This window comes from Streptococcus sanguinis, from assembly GCF_001078705.1.
GTDB classification, from domain to species: domain Bacteria; phylum Bacillota; class Bacilli; order Lactobacillales; family Streptococcaceae; genus Streptococcus; species Streptococcus sanguinis_D.
Genome location: NZ_CDMW01000001.1, coordinates 1200743 through 1222271, shown reverse-complemented (window position 1 = coordinate 1222271; position 21529 = coordinate 1200743). Strand labels below are relative to the sequence as shown.

Sequence of the window (21529 nt, the reverse complement as noted above, 5' to 3'; positions counted from 1 at the left end):
ACAGTCTGAAAGTCTGAAAAGTAATCTCATACAGTTAAGCTTGAAAAATGCATCTGTCAAAGCTTATTCTGTCCTTGAATAGTCATAATAAATAACCTTTCAAATATAATGAATTAAAAGCAAACAAAGGAAGTGGGAAAGAATCCTACTTCCTTTTTTCTTTATTTTCTTAAAAAACTTGACAAAGAAGTTGACAAAGTGTATGATATTAACCAGTTAATAAACCGGTTAACAATGAGTTAAGGAGATATTATGAAACGAACTTTAAAAATCTCAGCATGCCTTAGCCTGCTGGCCCTGGCCTTGTGTCTCTGGGCTTGTCAGTCTCAAAAGGAATCCAGTCCATCCAGTCCGTCGCAAGGATTGAGGATTGTAACCAGCTTTTATCCTATTTACTCCATGGTTAAGGCTATATCGGGGGATCTGAATGATGTGCGCATGATTCAGTCTAGCAGCGGTATTCATGATTTTGAGCCTTCAGCCAATGATGTGGCAGCCATCTATGATGCAGATGTCTTTGTCTATCACTCACGGACTTTGGAGTCCTGGGCTGGAGAGCTGAATCCCAGTCTCAAGAATTCCAAGGTTCAAGTCCTTGAGGCTTCCCAGGGAATGGAGCTGGATCGGGTTGCAGGCTTGGAAGATGTCCAAGCGGGAGAGGGAGTGGATGAGAAGACGCTCTATGACCCCCATACCTGGTTGGATCCTCAGAAGGCTGCGGAGGAAGCTCAGATTATCGCCGACAGGCTGTCGGAGCTGGATAGCGACCATCGGGATATTTATCAGACCAATGCCCGAAAATTTCAAGAAGGGGCCAAGGAGCTGACAGAACGCTATCAGAATATTTTTGATAAAGTGCCCAACAAGACCTTTGTCACCCAGCATACAGCTTTTTCTTATCTGGCCAAGCGGTTCGGGCTGATCCAGCTGGGCATTGCTGGTATTTCACCGGAGCAGGAGCCTAGTCCGCGCCAGCTGACAGAGATAGAAGACTTTGTCAAGGAGCACAAGGTGAAGACCATTTTTGTGGAAAGCAATGCTTCTTCCAAAGTGGCTCAAACCTTGGTCAAGGCGACCGGTGTACAAATCAAGGAGCTGAATCCTCTGGAAGCAGACCCAGCCAACCAACTATCTTATTTAGAAAATTTAGAAAAAAATCTAGCTGTTTTAGCTAAAGATTTGAAAGGATAAAAGACAACTATGAAAAAGAAATATTTCCTTGCTTCAGCAGCTGTATTAGCTCTTGGTCTCGGAACTTACGGGCTTATCCAATGGCAAGCTCAGCCTCGAACTCAGACCAAAGATAACAAAGTAGCCTATATTGAGGACAAGACTTCGGGTGACAAGTTGGATAAAAATTTGACGCCTGACCAAATCAATGATGAGGAAGGTATTGAAGCAGAACAGATTGTCGTGAAAATCACAGATCAGGGCTATGTCACTTCCCATGGAGACCATTATCATTACTTTGATGGAAAGGTGCCTTTTGATGCCATTATTAGCGAAGAGCTGATTATCCGAGATCCTAACTACACGCTGCAGGAAGCAGATATTGTCAATGAGGTCAAAGATGGTTATATCATCAAGGTGGAGGGGAAGTATTATCTCTACCTCAAGGATGCCAAACATACCAGCAATGTCCGCTCGGTGGATGAGATTGCTCGGCAGAAGAAGCTGCATAAGACCAAGGAAGAAGGCGATAGTGGCAAATCTTCCACTACAAAATCAAGCAAGACCCGCGATTTCAGCCAGCCTAGCAAGTCCTTAGCTGCGGGAAAGACAGCCGCAGATCTTGCAGGAGTTTCTTATCAAGGCCAAGGGGGATATAGGACGGATGATGGTTATACGTTCAGTCCCTCTGACGTCATCGAGGATACTGGCGATGCTTTTATCGTGCCGCATGGCGGGCATTTTCACTACATTCCCAAGAGCGACCTGTCGCCGGCAGAATTGGCTGCGGCTCAGAGCTACTGGAATAGCAGGCGGGCTGGCGGAAGGGTGAATCCGCCTAACTACGGTAGGCCGATAGTATCTTCCAACACATGGAATCAGAATAGTGCTATCAATCAGGGTGGACCAGTAGTCTCAAATCCGTCTCCACAGCTACCAAATCATTCAAAGATTGAGCAGCTAAGTCCTGGCGTAGCGGTTACTCAGCCAAGTTCGCCCAATCCGCTTCAGCCGTCTCAACCATCTCAGCCATCCTTGCCAAGTCTGCTGCAGCAACTCTATGCCCTGCCTCAGTCTCAGCGCTATCATGAAGGGGACGGTGTCGTGTTTGACCCGCTGAAAATCAGCCGTCGGACAGAAAATGGGATCGTTATCCCCCACGGAGACCATCATCATTTCATTCCTTATGACAAGCTATCAGACTTGGAAGCGAAGATTGCCCGCTTGATTCCTATTGGATATACTTATGAGCCACTAGGAGATCCTCTACAAGCTTTGAAGCCTCAGTTACCGTCACAGCCTGATCACGACCATGGTTTTCATGCGGGGTCTGTCATTGGCAAGGACGATCAAGGCTACATGGTATCGCATGGAGATCATGCTCATTACTTTTACAAGAAAGACTTGACTGCTGAACAGATTCAAGCAGCGGAGCAAGTCTTGGCCAAGCAGCAACCAGCAAAACCATCAGCAGCAGTCAATGACGCTGAGCGCTATTCACGCGATGCCAGCGATGAGGAAAAGATTGCTTATATCTGCCAAACCTATGGGGTTCCCAAGGAGGCGGTTCGCATCTCAAACGGTTTCTTTGTCTTTAATAATCCTGATCAAGCCTACGATCCGACTCATATCCACCCCTATGCTGTTCGCAAGGAGCATGTTCGCATTCCGCTGGTAACGGGCAATGCAGAGCTGGACTTCATGAATGAGCTCTACACAACAGCCTTGCGCTCAGGTCTTTCGCCTTACAGTCTGCAGGTGGAAGATGGTCAGTTTGTCATTCCTCATGGCGACCACAATCACTATATCAAGATCCAGTCCAAGGGCGCAGCAGAAGCCTTGAAAAATCGTCTGCCTCAGATTCAATCTAAGTATGAGCAGGGTGATTATGATGAGGCCGCTATTTTGCAAAAAGTAGAAAGCCTAAAAGCGGACAGTCAGCGTCTCTATGCCGATGATCCTCTTATGCAGCGGCGGATTGAGCTGGCTTTGGGGCAGTTTGTGGAAACCATGAAGAAGCTGCCTAGCAACTCAACAACTGGTTATCTGAACAGTCTGGATAACTTTGATAAGCAGTTTATCCATGTGGATCAGACGGTCAAGCCAATCCAAGAGACCGAGCTAGACAAGAGTTATCAAGGACTTTTGGAGAGAATGAATCGACTAGATACGGATAGCTATGGGCTGAAGAAAGCTGACTTGCTGCAGCGTCTGCAAAATGCTTATGCTGGCCAGAATCAAGCTGAAATGGCAGAGCTAGGACAATTACTATCTGCTTTAGAAGATTATCATGATCGGACAGGCGTCACAGCAGTTGATTATATTCGTTATTTCTACCAAGCATTAGAGGATGGGCGCTTGAGTCCTGAGCTGCGCAGAAAAGCGGCAGGGCTGACTTTGACTCTCTATAAGTCTCAAGCCTTTATAGAAGCGACCAATCTCCAGCAGCTTTTCCCTGCTCTCTATCAGACTAAGAAAGAGATTGCAGCAGCCCTTGCTAGCGGTCAGCCTTCTGCGTCCTCTGAAAAGACAGACCTGGATCAGGGTGAGCCTGATCAGCCGACCTATAAGGCCATGATTTATGACTTTTTGAGGGGCATTTATGACGATTTTGGAACAACAGATGATAGCGAAAAGAGCGCTCAAGCCCTTGTCTTCCTTGGAAAAGCGCAGGAACTGCTTGGAGAAGTAAAGGACCAAAACAGCCGGGCAGACTATGCAGCTAAAATCTTAGAACTAGGCAAGGAGTTAAAGAGCAGCAGCTCAGATAAGCAAGCTCTGCTGGCAGCAAGTCAGAAGCTTTTGGATCAGATGAGCAGGGCCATTGCTGGGCAAAAGGAAGAGCCGTCTAATACGGAAAATCAGGAAGTTTACCAACAGCTTTATAATTTGCTCATGTCTATCCATCAGTATTTGGAAAAGAATCAAGGAAGTGAGCAGCAATACCAGCAGCTGGACCAGCTTTTTGATAAGCTTGGACAGAGAGCTACTGACAAGAAAGAGCTACTCAAGGAAATCCTGGCCTTCCAGCAGTCACTCGTCCATCCTGAGGGAACAAACGAGTCTGATTCTCAGCATAGGGACGATGATGGCTATCGCTTTAATCTGCAGGATATGGTCGGAGCGGACGAGCAAGGCTATCGGGTAGCCCATCTGGACCACGAGCATTATATTTACAAGAAAGACTTGTCAGAAGCCGAGCGCCAAGCAGCAGATGCCTATGCGGTGCAAAAAGGCTTCCTCAAAGCACCGGCTCAACAACCTACTTCTGGTCAGCCAGCCAGCAGCAGTACTCCTGAAACGGCGCAAAATGGCAAACAACCTTCCGAATCTGCTACTGGAGAAACAGTTCAAAACCAATCTGATAAGCCAGCAGAAGCTTCGACAACTGCAAATCCAGCTGGTCAATCGAGCTTAGCAGCCAGTTTTGGTATGACAGAGGAAACGTTTAACCAGAAATTGCGGGAACTTTCTCAGATCTACGGTGCCAGTCCAGAGACTTTCAACTACAATCCAGCAAGCAGAAGCATCAGCTTTACAGGAGCTGACGGCCAACTGAAAATTGTTCAGGTTAGTTAATACTACATTTTGATGTAAAACAACAATAAAACGAATGATGAAGACCAAGCCAAGTCTAAGACCATCATTCGTTTTTGATTTTCACACCCCTATACTTATTCGATTGATATTGTGTTAAAATAAACGGAGAACAGTAGTATGTTAAAGCAAGTTCAGAAGGAATTTCTTGAGGACCTTCATAAACAACGTGAGGAAGAAAATCAGAATAATAATCAATAAGGCTGGGAATAAGTTAAAAATTCATTAACTTAAAATTAGTTGCTATATGACTATAAGAGGATAAAATAGTGAAAAGAGATAATATATTTATAGAAGAAAAAATTAATGAATTAATTAAAATTAACAACTTATCAATTGATGAGTTGGTTGAAGAATTGGAAAAATTAAAGCAAGGTATAAATCCCTACAAGCGTCCGATAGAAAAAGTTATCAGATCAGTACAACTTGATCATTCTGTTTGCCAAAAAGAGAATATGATAGCCACCTACACTGCAGGCTACTCTATTGAGAAATTCAGAGAAGAGTACCTTAAATTTGTTGATAGCCTTCTCCCTGTTTGGTTTAGTAATTCAGGATATGATGAAATGATCTGTGCCCTTTCCATTGGGATTCTTTTAGAGATTGACGGAGTGACTTTTGATAAATTGGTGGATTTAGTCAAAAAGGATGATCCGGAGGACTATTTGATTGATTACTTGATTCAATCACGTCATCCAGATTGGAAGATTCGGATAAACTATAATTTTCCAAGACCCTATGGCTTTACTCGAAAGATCATTGAGGAAGAAAATTCTGAAAATGCCGTAGCTCTTCTGAAAGAATATCTGGAGAAAAAATGGTATCAGGGAAGCAGAGATGAAGGCTGGTATGATTTGCATAAGCGGAATATTGATAATTATTATGGCTATTGGTCCTTTGAATCAGGCGCTATTTGCAAAATCAAGGGCTTGGATTACAAGGAATTGGAAGGTGTCCCGTATTTCCCTTATGATTTGGTTGCTGAGGTAAATGAAGGAACATCAAGCTCAGCATCATCTTCCATGTCTAATTCTTTAGCTTTTGTTGAAGAAGGTGTTCAAATGGAAAGCTCCAGTAATGATAATAGTAACACTCATTATCATATCTCCAGAGCTGATGACGAGATGATTAAGAAGGTATTAGATAATGATAATTGAAAAACCAGAAGTAAATATTGTAGCAGTAATTGTAAATAAAACTTTTAATTGGTATATTTGTTCCAAAGATATGTGGATTATGGATGTCAATAAATTAATAAAATCCTATGAAGATGCTGGGTGGAATTTTGACTTTTCGTTTTTGCCAGAGGTTCAACATAATATTCGTGTGGTATCTAAAGCCAATTTGAAAGATTATCTTGCTATGTATACTGGCGAGTATGAGAAAGTTTCTGTTAGTCAATTAAAAGAAGAAATCTTGTATTCACAATCTGTTTGTGAAACTATGCCCTCAGAATTCAAATTAGAAAATGAACTTCTTTTACCAGATTTATTGATAGATTTTGATTGTGAAATATTTTACTCTAATTATTGGGGATTCACTCGTTACGAATCTTATATGCCGAATGGTTGGCAAGCTTACCGTCAAAATTTTGAAAAGTTGATTCCTGAAAACGAACGCTATTGGATAGTAAAGGAAGGTAAATATAACGTCAGATAATTAATTATTTTAAACGAGACATTTGGTAAGGAAGGCTCAGATGAGAAAGTCGAAGGCTTAACTTTAATTTTAGATGGACAAATTAAGACTGGATTTGATGCAATTAAAACGAAAAAAGATTATAGTAATTATAACGAAGTCTTGAGAGATATAGTGTTTGTCGGCTTAGAAAGTATTTTGAGAGAAAAATAATTAATCTTTCCATGTTAGAGTTGCTATTTACGGAATCTAGTGATCTTTTTGATAGAATCCAAATCGCAGAACATCTGATTCATCAAGGAATTGATGTGAACCATCAATCAAAAACTAAGAGCACTGCCCTTCATTTACTATTAGGATCTGCAAAAGCAAATTGGTCTGCTGATCCCCAATACCTCTTACAGGAAGCAGAATTACTTATAAAGAATGGAGCAGATGTGAATTTGAAGGATTCTCACGGTGGAACGCCTCTATCATATGCAATTGCGACATTAAAAGCTTCATCTGAGGAGTTACTTCCTTTATACAAAGTTCTTTTAAACGCTGGAGCATATGTAGATGAACGCTTTGGTGTACCTTCTTGTTTAGAGTTGACAAAAATTTTTCCTTGGAGGGCAGATCTACTTCCCTTGCTGGAAGACTTTCAGAGGAGATAAGAATGATTGGAGCGATTTTGCTACTTCAAATAACATTCTTTTTGATAAATTTATTCGCAATCTCATAATTAATCGAAAGTAAAAAAGGTAGGCCACATGGTATTAAATAAAGAAAAAATTCAGGAAAATTTTGAGGAATTTATGTTTTACATTGATGATACCTTGGATGCAATAAAGCAAAAAGCTAATAAGCAAGGTTATCATCTAGATATGAGTTTAGAAAGCTTGAAGTATTTGGCGCAATTCGTTCGAGAGAATGATGTCAAAAATGATCCTGAAAATATTGACGATTTCTTTAATAGTTGGGTTTATCTTGGTGAGGTTTTTCGCTTACAAGCCAAAGGATCCTACTGGACAGTTGGTACTGAAAATCCGAAAAACTTAAATTATGGGTTAGAGTATTTGACGGGTTATAATACAATTGGTTCAGAATTTATTCCGTTATTAATTATGAATAACTTTACTGTAAGTTCACCTGATAGGTTAAATAATAATTTTTTCTATGAATTAGTATTGAAACGTTTAAATCTTAAACCAATAAATCTAGATCATCTTCCAACTGAGGAAGGTTAGAGAGATAAAGGTTGTTTGGCCTTAATAAAGGAGATATAAAATGGCAATACGAGATACTTTAAGTACAGAAAAGAATTATAAAGATGGCCTAATGTCAAATAAAGAGGCATTGCAGTATTTTCAAGAGAAATTAATAAAACTTCAAATTGATTTAGATAATGGAATCGAAAACTATAAGAAGCCAACAATAGACGTGTATCATTCAACTTTAGCTACTATATTGTCTTATCAGAGAGATATTTTATTTGCAACTTATTCTAGTGGGGCTTCTTTGTTAGTTTTTAAAGAGGAATACATCTCATTTGTGGCTTGTTTAGTTCCGGTATGGCATAAGGAATGGGGATATGAACAAATGGTATGGGCGCTTTCTATTGGTATTCTGTTAGAGATTGATGAGGAGATTTTTAAACAGCTGGTAGACTTGGTCAAAAAAGATGATCCAGAGGATTATTTGATTGACTACCTGATTCAATATCGTAATCCAGCTTGGAAGATTCGGATTAATTATAATTTTCCAAGACCCTATGGCTTTACTAGGAAAATTATTGAAGAAGAGAATTCTGAACAAGCACTTAAACTGTTGCAAGAATATTTGACTAAGAAATGGTATCAAGGGAGCAGAGATGCAGGATGGCATGATTTGCATAAGCAGAATGTAAAAAATCATGTGGGTTATTGGTCTTTTGAATCAGGGGCTATTTGCAAAATTAAAGGTTTGAATTACAAGGAATTGGAAGAGATTCCGTATTTTCCTTATGAATTAGTTGCGGAAAGGGCTGAAGTTTAGAGTATTTTAATTTAACCAATAATAAAGGTATTTGAATAGGTGTTTATATGATAACAGAAATTCAACAATACAAAAATTGTACGATATTAAAAAACAATAATGATTATCAGATTCTGTGGAGTAGAGGGAAAGAAGTGCTTAACTTTTCCATTAGCCAGGAATTAGCAGAATGTGTTTCAAAATCAGAAAAAGATTCTTTAGAAGTAATGTTTTATTGTGAAAATCATCGTTGGCCAGAGAAAGATGAGCTAGAAGATTATAATCAATCGGATACAATTGTACATCGAGGCGATGGATTTATTGTATATGAGACAGACGACTATTACGAAATTAGCTTCTTTAAAGAAATTGGCGGTGCAATAGGTCCAGAAGTTCGCTATCCTATTACTAAAGAACTGATGGATAAAGCATTTGAATCCTTTAGAGGAGCATATGAAGTTATGATTTATGCTGAAACAGGGCACTGGCCTTTATAGTAAAGTGGATTACACCATAAGGACAGCCAAAAAAATTGGGTGAAGTATCAACAGTTAGTTCTTTTGCATTAGGGAATAAATAATCAGTAGATATTTGGTAAAAGACAAAGGAGATAAGAATGGAATCAATTTATGTAAGTCAAAAAGATATGTTGGAAATTTGTCAAGATGGTGATAAGTATTTCTTGCGTTATCCAACTTTTAATATTACCTGCCCAGAAGTGATTAGAGAAATTCCCAAAGAAGCTGCAGATAGTTACATGTCGGGAGAACATACTGGCAAAGAGTTGATGACTTATGCGCAATATGGTTTTTGGGAATCTAAAAAACAGTATACACGAGAAGAATCTGGTAAGCTCTTCATCGAAGATCATCCTTCCTTTATTTTGAAGAATCCTAAAAATAGCCGTCGTCTTTTCACAGCAGAGGAATTTACACAAAGTGTCACCCAAGCCATTGTTTCAGAACTGGAACCTAGCGAGCTTGACGCTATTGGTATAGTTGATAGTCATTTAGAGCTTCTTCTGGTGGATTCAGTTGGCTGGGAGGAAGAAATAGAAGCAGTCCATCTGGAAATTTTGCAGGAAAAAATTAACAACTATATCTACTTCCTCGAAAGCAAGCAGTATGTGGCACGATACGGCGATAGCTTTGATAAAACAGTCATCCATATTACATTCCAGTATTCACCATCAGACAATGTTTTAGCTTTCCTAGCAGCTGTACAGAAGACATTACAGAATACAGATATGAGTTTGAAGGTAGAATTACCGGAGTGAAAAAACTAGCGAAATATAGAGGAGATAATCATCTTCTCTTTTTTTAGAGCACTTTGTTTTTTCAGCACCACCTAAGTCTCAATATGTTATAATAAGCAAAGGTAAAATTTCCGATTAATACTTTTTGATGTGTCGGAAACGTCAAACAGATTTCTGTTTTAATTTAGATTTAGAAACTATAGAATGGATAAAAGACGGTCTAGCCTATTGAGGAAGAGAAATAGAAGGCTGATTTTTATGATATTTAATGATGAGAGTAGAACTTGCACTAGGAGAATACAAATGAAACCAACAAAACTACAATGGGAAGATGTTATCCAATTTGAAGAGGTAAAAGGATACGGAAAATCCATCTGGAGAAATGATAACAAGTATTATTTAGTTTCAGAAGAGGGAACCGTAGCTTCTTGGTTAGTTGTCTATGAACTACCACAAGAATTATTTACCTTACTAGAGAGTGGAGAGAGAACGATACGAGAAGTGTCTTATAGAGTAAAGAACGATTGTTGGCCACCGACGGAAGAAGAAAAGAAAGCTAGTGAGAAACAATTTGTATTAAAAGGCTTAACTCCTTTAATAGCTAGTCCTAAGAGTTGGGAATTATTTACTCAGGAAGAACTTGAAAAATTAATTCCAATTGCTGAGCAAATGTGGATTGACTGGAGAGGCAAACTTCCAGATGATTATGTATCACCACTTAAGTAAGGAATGTATAAATGAAACCAACAAGACTACAATGGGAAGATGTTATCCAATTTGAAGAGGTAAAAGGTTATGGTCAGCATATCTGGAGAGATGGTAATCATCTTTATTACGTTACTGAGGAGGGAGGAATTGCCCCTCAGCGTGTTGTTTATGAATTACCAAATGAGCTATTTACCTTACTGGAGAGTGGGGAGAGAACGATACGAGAAGTATCTTATAGAGCAAGGAACAATTGTTGGCCACTGACGGAAGAAGAAAAGAACGAAATAAGAAAAGATAGAGCTAGAGAAAAGCCAATTGTGCTGATTTCCAACCGCAAAAATCAGTTGCTTTTTAGTAATAAAGAACTTGAAATACTTATTCCCCAAGCCGAACAACAATGGATAGAATCAATGGGCAAACTTCCAGATGATTATGTATCACCAATAAAGTAGAAAATGACTGTTATATATTGAATACATGGAGGGATGATGGATAAATTATACATAGTGGTTGATGGAATTGAACACCAATACTTTGATCGTGATAGTACAGGATATTATTTGATTTCTTATAATCCTTTATCAGAGAATAATGGCTATAAATTATTTGATTCAGAGTTGAAACAATATAGAAAATACTTGACAGAAAAACAGGTTGAAAAAAATATAAAATTATAGATCATATTTGGTTTAATGAACAAAAATGGGATATTTTTCAACGAAGTGATGATAATTTAGATAAGCCTAATTCATGGGTAACGATCGTTTCTGATGATATACAATTTTTAAAAAGAAATGGGCTATGGAAGAAGGAGAATTTAGTTGAAAGTAGGTATGGACATTTGTATTATTGTTCTTTACCAATCGAGGCAGAAAAGTTTTCTCTAATTCGAACTCGAAAAAATCTCCCTATATAGTCAAGATAGTAAGAAAGTAGTTTATTATGAAATCAGTTAATTTTACAATAAAAAGCAACCAATCACTAAGAATTGGTGAGGTGCTCCAAGCAGAACTTTTTGAATGTTACAGCGTTTCCGCTAAGGATGCAGGATTAAAGCCATCTGCAGACTCTCTTATTTCGGATTTCCATTCTGTTCAGTTTGAGGTCAAAGAGAAGTCTAGTTTAGGGTTCCGTCTATCTTTTGATGGTCAAGTTTATCAGGTATCTGTTCCAGATTTGGCAACAGCTTCTGACTGGACTGGGGCCTTGATGTTCTTGAAAACCTTGCTCATTTTCTTAGATGTAACTGTATGTGAACATGATGGTGTGGCGTATGATAAAGATTCTATTCTAGAATTTCATTTCACAGATATTTTCTTATCAGCTCTTTCAGAATTGACTAAGGAAGTAAAAGTTCATCCCATCGTGGAAATTATGGGAGTGAAACGTCCCATTTACATCAATGAACTCTACCTAGGGCAGATTATCCATGTTCCGGACGAACAATCTTACCATCTCATCCAGAGCTAGAACCTCAATATTTGCAACAGTACCGAGGAAGTAAGGTTGCAGTTGCACGACTATTTATCATGACAGCCGATGGGGAAAAACTAGCCGAAGTTCCTTATCGTCAGTACTTGGAGTCATTGACTGAAGGCATCTATATGCTGGATGCCAAATATGTTCTTGTGGATCCAATTTCTCCTGAAACTTTACAGCAGATACTAGCCAGAATTTAAAAAGTCGTATAAAAATATCTTTTGAGAAATCTTCTTTGATATGATTTTACATTCCGACAAATATGTTCTATCAGCCTGAAAAATCAGACAAGTTTGGGAATTTTTAGAATAAATCAATGGAGTAAATAAATGCAGACATATAGACTAAAAACAGATACTGAGTGGGATATTACGAGGTATAAAAAAGCCATTGAAAATCACAGAGAAGTAGATGCTTTCTTAGGTATTGATCCCGAGTATAGAATTGGTCACCGCGATTCATATTATCAAGATATTACGGATACCCATATTTTGATAGAATACAGCCTTTATCCAATTTATGTAGAGGGAGATTTTGATATTCCAGATCGAACTTTTAATATTTTAAAGGATTTAGCTTCTAGTCAGGATATTATACATTTATATCAAGTTGTATCATTTATAAAAAAACAAGAAGATTTACTGGAAGAATATGGTACTTTACCTTTTATCGTTGATGTGGAGAACATAGTACCTATAGTTCTTGAAAGTATTTATAATCTTCCTAATGAGAAAAAGGTTGATTATTACCGTAATATTTGTATTTTAATTGATTCTATGGAGCTTTTCAAAAACTGTGATAAAGACAAAGTAGAATATATTGTTAATGAGCAAAAGAAAGAGGAAAATAAGAATAGAAGAAAAATTAAATCAGTTGCAGAAGTATGGCCAATTGTATTAGATGTTACAAGTATAGATGCGATGGGTGTTTCAGAAGACCATCTTGAGTTGTTATTGATTGATGAAAACAAATGGATAGAGTCATTAGAAGAAGAGCATCTCTTGAAACTTCAAGAAAAACTCAACAACTATATCTACTTCCTCGAAAGCAAGCAGTATGTGGCACGATACGGCGATAGCTTTGATAAAACTGTCATCCATATCACATTCCAGTATTCTCCCTCTGACAATGGATTAGCATTTCTAGCAGCTGCTCAGAAGACATTGCAGAATACGGATATGAGTTTGAAGGTAGAATTGCCGGAGTGAAAAAACTAGCGAAATATAGAGGAGGCATTTGTCTTCTTTTTTTATTCATTTTGTACATCATTCTGTCAATAAATTTTTGTGTGGTATAATGGAATATATGGAGGGTTAGTATGCGTAAAGAATTTCTAGTTTACCAAAACAAAGTATACTCTAATTTTGTGAATTATGTAAATGACTATATTCTTCTTTCAGAAGATCCAGCGATGTTGGAAGAAGGCTACGTTCCCTATAGTAATTTTGAAGATGAAGTCGAAGAAGGGGTATATGGGAAGCTTATTTCTTATAGTGAGGTTAGTCAGAGGTATTCGGTTTATGATCGTGTTTTGTATAAAGAACATGAATTTACAATTGCTGGTCACAAGCATGGGGATGATGATTTTACAGCACCCGATTCTTATGTGCGACTCCTGGTTTTTGATAAAGAATTTCTAATTGAAAACAATTTAGCTGATGATGCGGAATTATTGGATGAGAAATATGGCCAGACCATGTATGCATCAGGAAAAATCCCTGTCAGCGAAGTAACGATTCTACGTCGTAGAAAGGATTTGCCAGTAGACCGAAGGAGAAAAATATGAAATCAGTTAATTTTACAATAAAAAGCAACCAATCACTAAGGATTGGTGAGGTGCTTCAAGCTGAAACTTTTGAATGTTACAGCGTTTCCGCTAAGGATGCGGGCTTAAAACCCTCTGCAGACTCTCTTATTTCAGATTTCCATTCGGTCCAGTTTGGAGTCAAAGAGAAGTCTAGTTTAGGTTTCCGTTTATCCTTTGATGCTCAAGTTTATCAAGTATCTGTTCCAGATTTGGCGACTGTTTCTGATTGGACTGGCGCTTTGTTATTCTTGAAATCCTTGCTCATTCTCTTAGATGTAAATGTTTGCGAACACGATGGCGTGGAGTATGATAAAGAATCCATTCTTGATTTCCATTTCACGGATACTTTCTTATCAGCTCTTTCAGAATTGACCAAGGAAGTAAAAGTCCATCCCATCGTGGAAATTATGGGAGTGAAACGTCCCATTTACATCAATGAACTCTACCTAGGGCAGATCATCCATGTTCCGGACGAACAACTTTTGAATAGCTATGACCAGCGTTTGCGCTTTACCCAACAGATGAATGCTTATTACTCTGAGCAGCAAGTTTTTAAAGTAGAGCAGGATGGTGAGGATATCATCATTCCTGTCAACTATCTAAATAGTGAAGGACGAACAATCTTACCATCTCATCCAGAGCTAGAACCTCAATATTTGCAACAGTACCGAGGAAGTAAGGTTGCAGTTGCACGACTATTTGTTATGACAGCCAATGGGGAAAAACTAGCTGAAGTTCCTTATCGTCAGTACTTGGAGTCATTGACTGAAGGCATCTATATGCTGGATGCCAAATATGTTCTTGTTGACCCGATTTCACCTGATACTTTGCAGCAGATACTAGCCAAAATTTAAAAAGTCGGATAAAAATATCTTTTGAGAAATCTTCTTTGATATGATTTTACATTCCGACAAATATGTTCTATCAGGCTGAAAAATCAGCCAAGTTTGGAAATTTTCAGAATTAATCAATGGAGTATATAAATGAAGACATATAAATTGAAAAATAAAGAAAATTATCAAAATTTTGTAAAAGACTATCGTGAAATAATGAAAGAAGGGAAAGAAGCTGAAGTTTTTCTAGGGACGGAAGCTAAATATTGTTTTCGGCAACGAGATTCTTATGAAGTGGAGAGCACAGATATTGGCGTATTGATGGAGTATTGCTTATATCCTTTGTATGCAGAAGGTGATAGGGATATAGCGAGAAGAACTTTTGAAATCTTGAAAGATTTTAGCTTATCGGTTGACCTAGTCAAATTAGATAAGGTAACAGATTATATTTCTATGCAAGGCAGTCGTTTAAGAAGATATACAAGCCTTCCCTTTGTTATTGAAACAGATGAGTTGGTAAGAAATATTATAGAAAGTATTTCAAAATTATCAGATGAGCAGAAACGTACTTATACCTATGAAAGACTATGTAATGTATTAGACCGTAGTCCATTATACAGACAGTGTGATGAAGAAAAGGTAGAGAAGATTCTTAAGGAATTCAAGGAAAAATACTACAATCCACCTAAGGTAGTAGAACAATAGCAAGCGTGAGAGTTGTGGAGAATTTTAAATGACGAAACAAGAACTAGTAATTTTCATTAATAAACATAGGGATATGATAGGGAAATTTCATATTGCGCTTGATAAACAATTTGAAGGCCAATTTACTTTGGGATACTATTACGATGAGAAGTCTAAACAATATAAAGTATATGAGGTTAATGAGCGCCAAGATATCTGGATTAGAGATGAATTTAAAAATGAAAGTGATGCAATAAATCGACTTTATCGTTTGATAAAAACAAAATTTTGGATAAAAGAAACTCCAATTCTGTTAGATGATTCAGAAATCGATTGATTAGAAACAGTGATATATTTTTCATTGGGCATACTTATATGAAGGGGAAAAGGTGTATTACCAAATGAATCAAATAAAAGCAAATGGATTTATCATAACTGAAGAAGACGGAAATTATACTATGTCCTGGATGTCAGGAGGTTTTCAAGATAAAGAAGTAAGTTATCCAGTAAGCAAGGAATTAGTAGACAAAGCTTTAAAGTCCGAACAGGATGCTTATGAAGTTGAACTGTTTTTAGAAACCGGAGAATGGGTGACTAAGGAAAGCAACGAAGCAGCTAGGCAAAATTATTTTAGGGATTCACCTACTCGTATTTTAGTAAATCCGTCGTCTATTAAACGGTTGTTTTCCAATCAAGAATTTGAAGAACTCTTACAAAAAGCCATCTCTTCAGAACTAAAGCCAACTGAACTTGACGCTATTGGTACAGTTGATAATCATTTGGAGCTTCTCCTAGTGGATCCAGTTGACTGGCAAGAGGAGATAGAAGCAGTCCATCTGGAAATTCTGCAGGAAAAAATTAACAATTATATCTACTTCCTCGAAAGCAAGCAGTATGTGGCACGATACGGCGATAGCTTTAATAAAAAAGTCATCCATATCACATTACAGTATTCTCCATCGGATAATGGACTAGCCTTTTTAGCAGCTGTACAGAAGACATTACAGAACACAGATATGAGTTTGAAAGTAGAATTGCCAGAGTGAGAAAAAACCACAGAAATTCCTCATGAATTACTGTGGTTTCGTTTTTTACTCTTGATAGGAAACAATGCCGATGATGGTATCGACAGCGCGTTCCATGGTTTCTAGGCTGACATATTCGAAGCGGCCATGCATGTTTTCGCCGCCGGCAAAGAGGTTAGGTGTCGGGATGCCCATAAAGGAAATTTTAGAGCCATCAGTTCCGCCACGGATAGGCTCGATAATAGGCTGGATGTCCAGACTTTCCATGACTGCTTTGGCGATATGGATAGGTGTCATGTCCTTTTCAATGACCTGCTTCATGTTGTAATACTGGTCCTTGAGAGTCAGGATAACGCGCTCGCTGCCTAGCTCTTGGTTCATCTTTTCAGCAATGGCCTGCATAGCAGCTTTGCGATTTTCAAAAGCCTCTGTCTCAAAGTCACGAACAATGTAGCTAGCATGAGCTTCTTCGACAGTACCGGTCAGGTTCATCAGGTGGTAGAAGCCTTGGTAGCCCTCGGTCTTCTCTGGCCGATCGGCTTCTGGCAGCTGGTTGTGGAAATCAATAGCCAGCTGGAGAGCATTGACCATCTGGTCTTTAGCAGTTCCCGGATGGACATTGCGGCCTTGGAAGGTCAGTTCTGCTCCAGCAGCGCTAAAGGTTTCGTACTGGAGCTCGCCTAAAGGTCCGCCGTCTACTGTGTAGGCAAAGTCCACATCAAAGTCTTCAGCGTCAAACTTATCAGCCCCGATACCGATTTCCTCATCTGGACCAAAGCCCACTCGGATTTCTCCGTGCTTGATTTCTGGATGGGCAGACAGATATTCAATAGCAGTCATGATTTCAGCAATACCTGACTTGTCATCTGCTCCCAAAAGAGTTGTTCCATCAGTCGTAATTAAGGTTTGGCCCTTGTATTTATGGAGACTGGCGAAGTCTGCCGGATCTAAGTTAAAGCCGGATTGCCCCAGCGGAATCACACCGCCATCATAATTCTCGATGACCTGCGGCTGGATGTTTTCTGCGTTGAAGTCTGCTGTATCCATGTGAGAAATAAAGCCAATCTTGCGGGTAAAGCTAGGGTCGTTGCCTGGCAGAGTTCCAATCGCAAAACCGTTGGGCAGGTAGTAGACATTTTCCAAGCCAACCCGCTTCATTTCAGGGATGAGGACATTATTAGCAAAATCCACCTGACTCTGGGTGCTGGGTGTAGTAGAAGATGTCTCGTCTGAGCGCGTATTGACCTTGACATAAGTCAAGAAACGCTCTAAAAGATTAGAATATTTCATAAATGCTCCTTTTTTCATTTCATATAAGTCTATTTTAGCATATTCAGGAGAGAGTGAGAAATGTTTTTAGTTTCTTGAAGGCAAAGGTAAAATCTAGCAATTAGTTTTATATCTTGTCAAAATCTGGTAAACTATATCTATGCAAATGGAAAAAACAATCAGCAAAGCGGTGATTTTGGGGGCTTCGGGAGGTATAGGTCGTCAGTTGGCTAGAGAACTGGCTCAAAGGACAGACCAGCTAGTCTTGGTTGGCAGAGATGAAGCTAAGCTCACTCAGTTGCAAGAGGACTTGTCTGGAGTTAGAGCTAAGCTTTCCTGCAGAGTTTTGGATTTGCTGGATGCGGCTGCGGTAGACGATTTTGCTCAGCAGCTAGAGGCAGATCTAGTGATTAATTGCTGCGGTCTGGCGAACTTTGGTCCAGCGCTATCTCTTTCGGAAGCAGATGAAAATGACCTCTGGCAGGTTAATTACCAAGCGGCGGTTCGACTGATCAAGCAAGTTGCGGAGCGCAATTGCAAGATAAGACTTGTCCAGCTTTCATCACTAGCGGCACTTTGTCCCCATCCTTATTTGGCAGCTTACAGCGCCAGCAAGGTCGCTTTACAGACCTACTGTCTAGCCTTGCAAGAAGAGCTGCGGTTAAAAGGCTCTGAGGTGACGGTTTGTCTTTACGTTTTAGGACCGGTTCGGACTGCCATCTTTCCTCCAGAGTTACAGAATGCTTTAGGTGGAAGTCAGTTGCAAATGAGTCCGGAGATAGCGGCACGGCGCATCATTAGACTTCTTCAGCAAGGCAGTTCTTATGCGATAGTGGGCAAGAGATATCGATTACTGGCTTGGCTCATGAAGCTACTTCCGCAAAGATGGATTATCCGTTTTATTGGTGCTTATCTACGAAAGGGGCTTTAATCATGAAACTTATTTTTTTCCTGCTGGCTGCTGCTTACCTGCTTATTTTTATCTTGCGTTGGCTCTTGTCTTTGGCTTATTTGAAAAAAGGGCAGAGCTCTTCATCGGACTTTCAAGAGGAGCTTTATACGGTGGTTCAGCCCATCCTATCTGGTGACCCTCGTTTGGAAAATGACTTATTAGCCAATCTCCAGCAGACAGAAGCGGTTGAGTTTTACTGGCTGATTGATCAGTCTGACCCTGAGGCGCAGCGAGTGGCTGACAAGATTTGTCAAAATCCCTCTTATGCCCAGCGCATTCGCGTTTTTCTCATGGAGGATGTCCCTCAGGGGATTAATCCTAAGAGTTATAAGATTGAGCAGATTATAGATGAGCTGACCCGGCCATATCTGATTGTTCTCGATGACGACAGTGTCATTGATTTTTCAAAAATGGGAGAGTTGACAGATTATTTGGGTGAGAATGTTATTTTGACCGGCATTCCCTATAATCAAGAGCGAAGCAATTTCTGGTCTAAGCTAGTGGCGGCTTTTGTCAATGGGAATTCTTTTATTACCTATTTTACAATGGCAGAAGTTAAAGCTAACCACTCGATTAATGGAATGTTCTACATCCTACCACTTGAACTAGCTAGAGAGCAGAAGCTCTTCAGTGCTATAAAAGACTACCTATGTGATGATTTGGCTGTAGCGGATTTTCTGCGCAGCAAGGGAGTGGAGATTATCCAGACGCGGGTGACATGCAATGTTCGGACTACTATCAAGGATGCCAAACAATATTTGCTGCAGATGAAGCGTTGGCTGCTTTTTAGCTCTATCTATCTGAAGGAGCACTTGGACTGGAAGGTTATTATTTTAATTACTCTGCCTAGTTTTCTGCCCCTTCCTGCCTTGCTCATTAGTTTCTTTTTTGGCTGGCCTTTTGTACTGCTGGCTTTGCTTTTGCTCTTGATCAAAGCGGTTTGGATGCTGGCTTATCGTCGCCTTATCCTAACTGCTCGGCCGCATCCTGATGAGGTGTTTTACGAGGTACTGAATGACTTACTCTTGCCTTGGCTTTTCCTCTATGTCTTGCTCAGTCCGCGAGTGATTAACTGGCGGGGAAGAAAGATTCGAGTGACGGATGGGAAAATCCGCTATGAGTAAGATGAAGCAGTACTTGGATAAGTTGGATGCTTTGTCGCCAGACCAAACCTTGTTAAAATCTAGCAAAGTCTTGCTTTTTCTCAGTGGCAGCAGTCATTTGGAGAGCGCTAGTCTGACTTCAGGACAACTTGAGTTTCTTGAGCAGATTTGTCCACCAGATTTCTCAGTGGTGCCAAGCAATTTTCCGTTTAACCAGGGATTTGAGCACGGGAGACAAACCCAAGTTTCCTTGCTTACAGCTTCCATTTCCAATATCCGTTACTATTGGCATACTCTCTACAATTCTCGCTTTCAGGAGGCTTTGCAGTGGCACTTGTCTCCTTTACTGGATGTTGAGGAAACTGTCATTATCTGCAAAAGCTCGGGGCTCAATATGCTGACCCAGTGGCTGGAGGGCTTGGGTGAGAAAAATCTGCCGATCAGACTGAGAGTGATTGCGCTGGGGCCTGTTTCACGGAGACTCCTAAATCGCAAGGATATTGACTCGCTGGTCATCAAGGGCAGGAAGGATATTTACAGCAGATGTCTAGATGGCCATCTAGCTGATGTGATAGTGGATAGCAACCATTTTGATTATGAATACAGGGAAGATGTGAAAGGATTAGTTTATGACTGGATTAGAAAAAGTGATAAAGATTGATGTGATTAGTGTGCCATTTAGTGGCCACCTGCTGCCTACTTTGACCTTAGTCAAGCCTCTGCTGACGGATCCGCGTTTTCGGATTCGGGTTATCACTGGCTGCCAAAAGAAAGAGTTAGTAGAGGAAATCGGTTTTGATTGTCTGGCCCTCTTTCCAGAAAGACCGACCGTGATGGAAGACATCGCCAATACACCGCAGCAAAGCAACCCTTTAATTACCTATCAGCAGTTTCGGGCCAATTCTAGACTAATTCCAGAAGTTATAGACGAATTAAATCGAATTTGGCGAGAGGGCGGTAAACCGGATTTGGTCATAGCGGATTTTGTTGCTTCGCCGGCAGGCCTGATTTCTGATCGCTTTGACATCCCCTGGATAACCACGATTCCGAGTCCGGTTGCGATTGAGTGCCGGACGACAACTCCGACCTATTTAGGGGGCTGGAAACCTCATCAAGGCGTCTTATACAAATTCAGAGATGCTTTAGGCAGGCAAGTTATTCGCTGTGGAAAGAAAATGGCCTTTGCCTTAGTTCGGAAGAGTTTGGGAGACTATCAAGATTTTAAACTCTATAGGGAAGACGGCACAGAAGCTATTTATTCGCCTTACTCTATCTTGGCTTTGGGCATGAAAGAGCTGGAGTTTCGAGATGATTTTCCGGAGCAGCTTCGCTGGGTTGGCTACAAATGCCTGTCCTTTGATCGCCTGCCTGCAGCCCATGAGTCTTATTTTGAGACCGATAAGAAGCGGGTTTTAGTGACTTGCGGTACGCATTTGAAATGGGAGAAGGAGCGTATGGTGGAGCGATCGAAAAAGCTGAGTCAGCTCTATCCAGACTACCTCTTTTACGTCACCTTGGGAGAAGCTAGCGGCTTGGAGAATCCTCCTAAGAGACTTGCGGAAAACCTGCTGCTCTTTGACTATCTGCCTTATACAGATGTTCTGGATAAGATAGATTTTGCCATTCACCATGCAGGGACAGGTATCATGATGGCCTGTATTGAGCATGAGATTCCCAGTCTCATTTTGCCGCAGGATTATGACCAGTTTGACAATGCCGTTCGTGCTGAGCTAGCTCAGGTGGGGCTAGTTGCTCGCAGAAAGACCGATGCAGAAGTGCTGCGCCTTTTTAAGGAATTGACAAATCGCACGGACTGGTCTCGGTTGAAAACTTTTGCCCAGCAAAGCAAAGAATATCAGCCTACAGAGATTCTCTATCAAGAGCTGGGGCGCCTGCTCAAGCTTGATTTATAACTGGAGAATTCAACAAACCATTAAAGCATACTTCCAATATTAAAATATCTGAATTATTAAATTTCCCTATTCTTTTTAAGGAATAGATTTTTGATCTAATC

General features: G+C 39.9%; 22 protein-coding genes and 3 pseudogenes. 24 read left to right on the top strand and 1 reads right to left on the bottom strand.

What is annotated here, in order from left to right; genetic code table 11:
* Positions 1-252: 252 nt before the first annotated feature.
* The 20 genes and pseudogenes from SSV_RS06105 (at position 253) to SSV_RS06010 (ending at position 16212) form a co-directional block, all read left to right on the top strand.
* Positions 253-1191 carry a metal ABC transporter solute-binding protein, Zn/Mn family gene (locus SSV_RS06105; protein WP_072074095.1) on the top strand — a complete coding sequence of 313 codons (939 nt, stop codon included), beginning with the start codon at positions 253-255 and terminating at the stop codon, positions 1189-1191.
* A gap of 9 nt (positions 1192-1200) precedes the next feature.
* Positions 1201-3633 (top strand): annotated as a pseudogene (locus SSV_RS06100) (pneumococcal-type histidine triad protein); the annotation flags it as partial.
* 111 nt (positions 3634-3744) lie between these two features.
* Positions 3745-4749, top strand: a complete 1005-nt coding sequence (locus SSV_RS12415; protein WP_441005783.1) for a pneumococcal-type histidine triad protein — start codon at positions 3745-3747, stop codon at positions 4747-4749.
* Positions 4750-5036: 287 nt separating this feature from the next.
* A pseudogene (locus tag SSV_RS06095) lies at positions 5037-5753 on the top strand (PoNe immunity protein domain-containing protein); the annotation flags it as partial.
* Between the two features lie 160 nt (positions 5754-5913).
* Entirely contained in the window at positions 5914-6426 is a 513-nt protein-coding gene (locus SSV_RS06090) for a hypothetical protein (RefSeq protein WP_072074093.1), read from the top strand.
* Positions 6427-6713: 287 nt separating this feature from the next.
* Positions 6714-7061 carry an ankyrin repeat domain-containing protein gene (locus tag SSV_RS06085; protein ID WP_255297044.1) on the top strand — a complete coding sequence of 116 codons (348 nt, stop codon included), beginning with the start codon at positions 6714-6716 and terminating at the stop codon, positions 7059-7061.
* A 96-nt stretch (positions 7062-7157) separates the two neighbouring features.
* Positions 7158-7634, top strand: a complete 477-nt coding sequence (locus SSV_RS06080) for a hypothetical protein (protein ID WP_072074092.1) — start codon at positions 7158-7160, stop codon at positions 7632-7634.
* A 40-nt stretch (positions 7635-7674) separates the two neighbouring features.
* On the top strand, positions 7675-8421 hold the full coding sequence (locus tag SSV_RS06075; protein ID WP_072074091.1) for a PoNe immunity protein domain-containing protein: 747 nt from the start codon (positions 7675-7677) through the stop codon (positions 8419-8421).
* A 47-nt stretch (positions 8422-8468) separates the two neighbouring features.
* Positions 8469-8897: a hypothetical protein gene (locus tag SSV_RS06070; RefSeq protein WP_072074090.1), complete on the top strand. Its 429-nt coding sequence runs from the start codon at positions 8469-8471 to the stop codon at positions 8895-8897.
* Between the two features lie 119 nt (positions 8898-9016).
* The gene (locus SSV_RS06065) at positions 9017-9676 is read left to right on the top strand and encodes a DUF6572 domain-containing protein (RefSeq protein WP_072074089.1); all 660 of its coding nucleotides are present in this window, start codon (positions 9017-9019) and stop codon (positions 9674-9676) included.
* A 282-nt stretch (positions 9677-9958) separates the two neighbouring features.
* Positions 9959-10381 carry a hypothetical protein gene (locus SSV_RS06060; protein WP_072074088.1) on the top strand — a complete coding sequence of 141 codons (423 nt, stop codon included), beginning with the start codon at positions 9959-9961 and terminating at the stop codon, positions 10379-10381.
* Positions 10382-10392: 11 nt separating this feature from the next.
* On the top strand, positions 10393-10815 hold the full coding sequence (locus tag SSV_RS06055) for a hypothetical protein (RefSeq protein ID WP_072074087.1): 423 nt from the start codon (positions 10393-10395) through the stop codon (positions 10813-10815).
* A gap of 33 nt (positions 10816-10848) precedes the next feature.
* Positions 10849-11040 (top strand): hypothetical protein, encoded by a 192-nt coding sequence (locus SSV_RS06050; RefSeq protein ID WP_072074086.1) that lies wholly within the window; start codon positions 10849-10851, stop codon positions 11038-11040.
* A gap of 265 nt (positions 11041-11305) precedes the next feature.
* Positions 11306-12042 (top strand): annotated as a pseudogene (locus SSV_RS06045) (DUF4299 family protein).
* A 129-nt stretch (positions 12043-12171) separates the two neighbouring features.
* Positions 12172-13050, top strand: a complete 879-nt coding sequence (gene ifs, locus SSV_RS06035) for an NAD glycohydrolase toxin immunity factor (RefSeq protein WP_072074083.1) — start codon at positions 12172-12174, stop codon at positions 13048-13050.
* A 110-nt stretch (positions 13051-13160) separates the two neighbouring features.
* Positions 13161-13628, top strand: coding sequence for a hypothetical protein (locus SSV_RS06030; protein WP_072074082.1), 468 nt, complete (start codon positions 13161-13163; stop codon positions 13626-13628).
* On the top strand, positions 13625-14503 hold the full coding sequence (locus SSV_RS06025; protein ID WP_072074081.1) for a DUF4299 family protein: 879 nt from the start codon (positions 13625-13627) through the stop codon (positions 14501-14503). The genes SSV_RS06030 and SSV_RS06025 overlap by 4 nt, the downstream gene beginning before the upstream one ends.
* A 129-nt stretch (positions 14504-14632) precedes the next feature.
* Positions 14633-15187, top strand: a complete 555-nt coding sequence (locus SSV_RS06020) for an NAD glycohydrolase inhibitor (protein WP_072074080.1) — start codon at positions 14633-14635, stop codon at positions 15185-15187.
* A 28-nt stretch (positions 15188-15215) separates the two neighbouring features.
* A complete protein-coding gene (locus SSV_RS06015; protein WP_072074079.1) occupies positions 15216-15503 on the top strand; it encodes a hypothetical protein in 288 nt (95 codons plus the stop codon).
* A gap of 64 nt (positions 15504-15567) precedes the next feature.
* Entirely contained in the window at positions 15568-16212 is a 645-nt protein-coding gene (locus tag SSV_RS06010) for a DUF6572 domain-containing protein (RefSeq protein WP_072074078.1), read from the top strand.
* Positions 16213-16257: 45 nt separating this feature from the next.
* On the opposite strand, the gene pepT is transcribed toward SSV_RS06010, so the two are convergent.
* Positions 16258-17481 (bottom strand): peptidase T, encoded by a 1224-nt coding sequence (pepT, locus tag SSV_RS06005; protein ID WP_072074077.1) that lies wholly within the window; start codon positions 17479-17481, stop codon positions 16258-16260.
* Between the two features lie 139 nt (positions 17482-17620).
* On the opposite strand from pepT, the gene SSV_RS06000 reads away from it, so the two are divergent.
* From SSV_RS06000 to SSV_RS05985, 4 genes are read left to right on the top strand one after another with little or no spacing between them, the layout of a single operon-like run.
* Positions 17621-18391, top strand: coding sequence for an SDR family NAD(P)-dependent oxidoreductase (locus tag SSV_RS06000; RefSeq protein WP_072074076.1), 771 nt, complete (start codon positions 17621-17623; stop codon positions 18389-18391).
* Positions 18392-18393: 2 nt separating this feature from the next.
* Positions 18394-19536 (top strand): glycosyltransferase family 2 protein, encoded by a 1143-nt coding sequence (locus SSV_RS05995; protein WP_176693574.1) that lies wholly within the window; start codon positions 18394-18396, stop codon positions 19534-19536.
* Positions 19529-20176 (top strand): hypothetical protein, encoded by a 648-nt coding sequence (locus tag SSV_RS05990; RefSeq protein WP_176693573.1) that lies wholly within the window; start codon positions 19529-19531, stop codon positions 20174-20176. The genes SSV_RS05995 and SSV_RS05990 overlap by 8 nt, the downstream gene beginning before the upstream one ends.
* On the top strand, positions 20145-21428 hold the full coding sequence (locus SSV_RS05985; protein ID WP_072074073.1) for a glycosyltransferase: 1284 nt from the start codon (positions 20145-20147) through the stop codon (positions 21426-21428). The genes SSV_RS05990 and SSV_RS05985 overlap by 32 nt, the downstream gene beginning before the upstream one ends.
* Positions 21429-21529 lie beyond the last annotated feature (101 nt).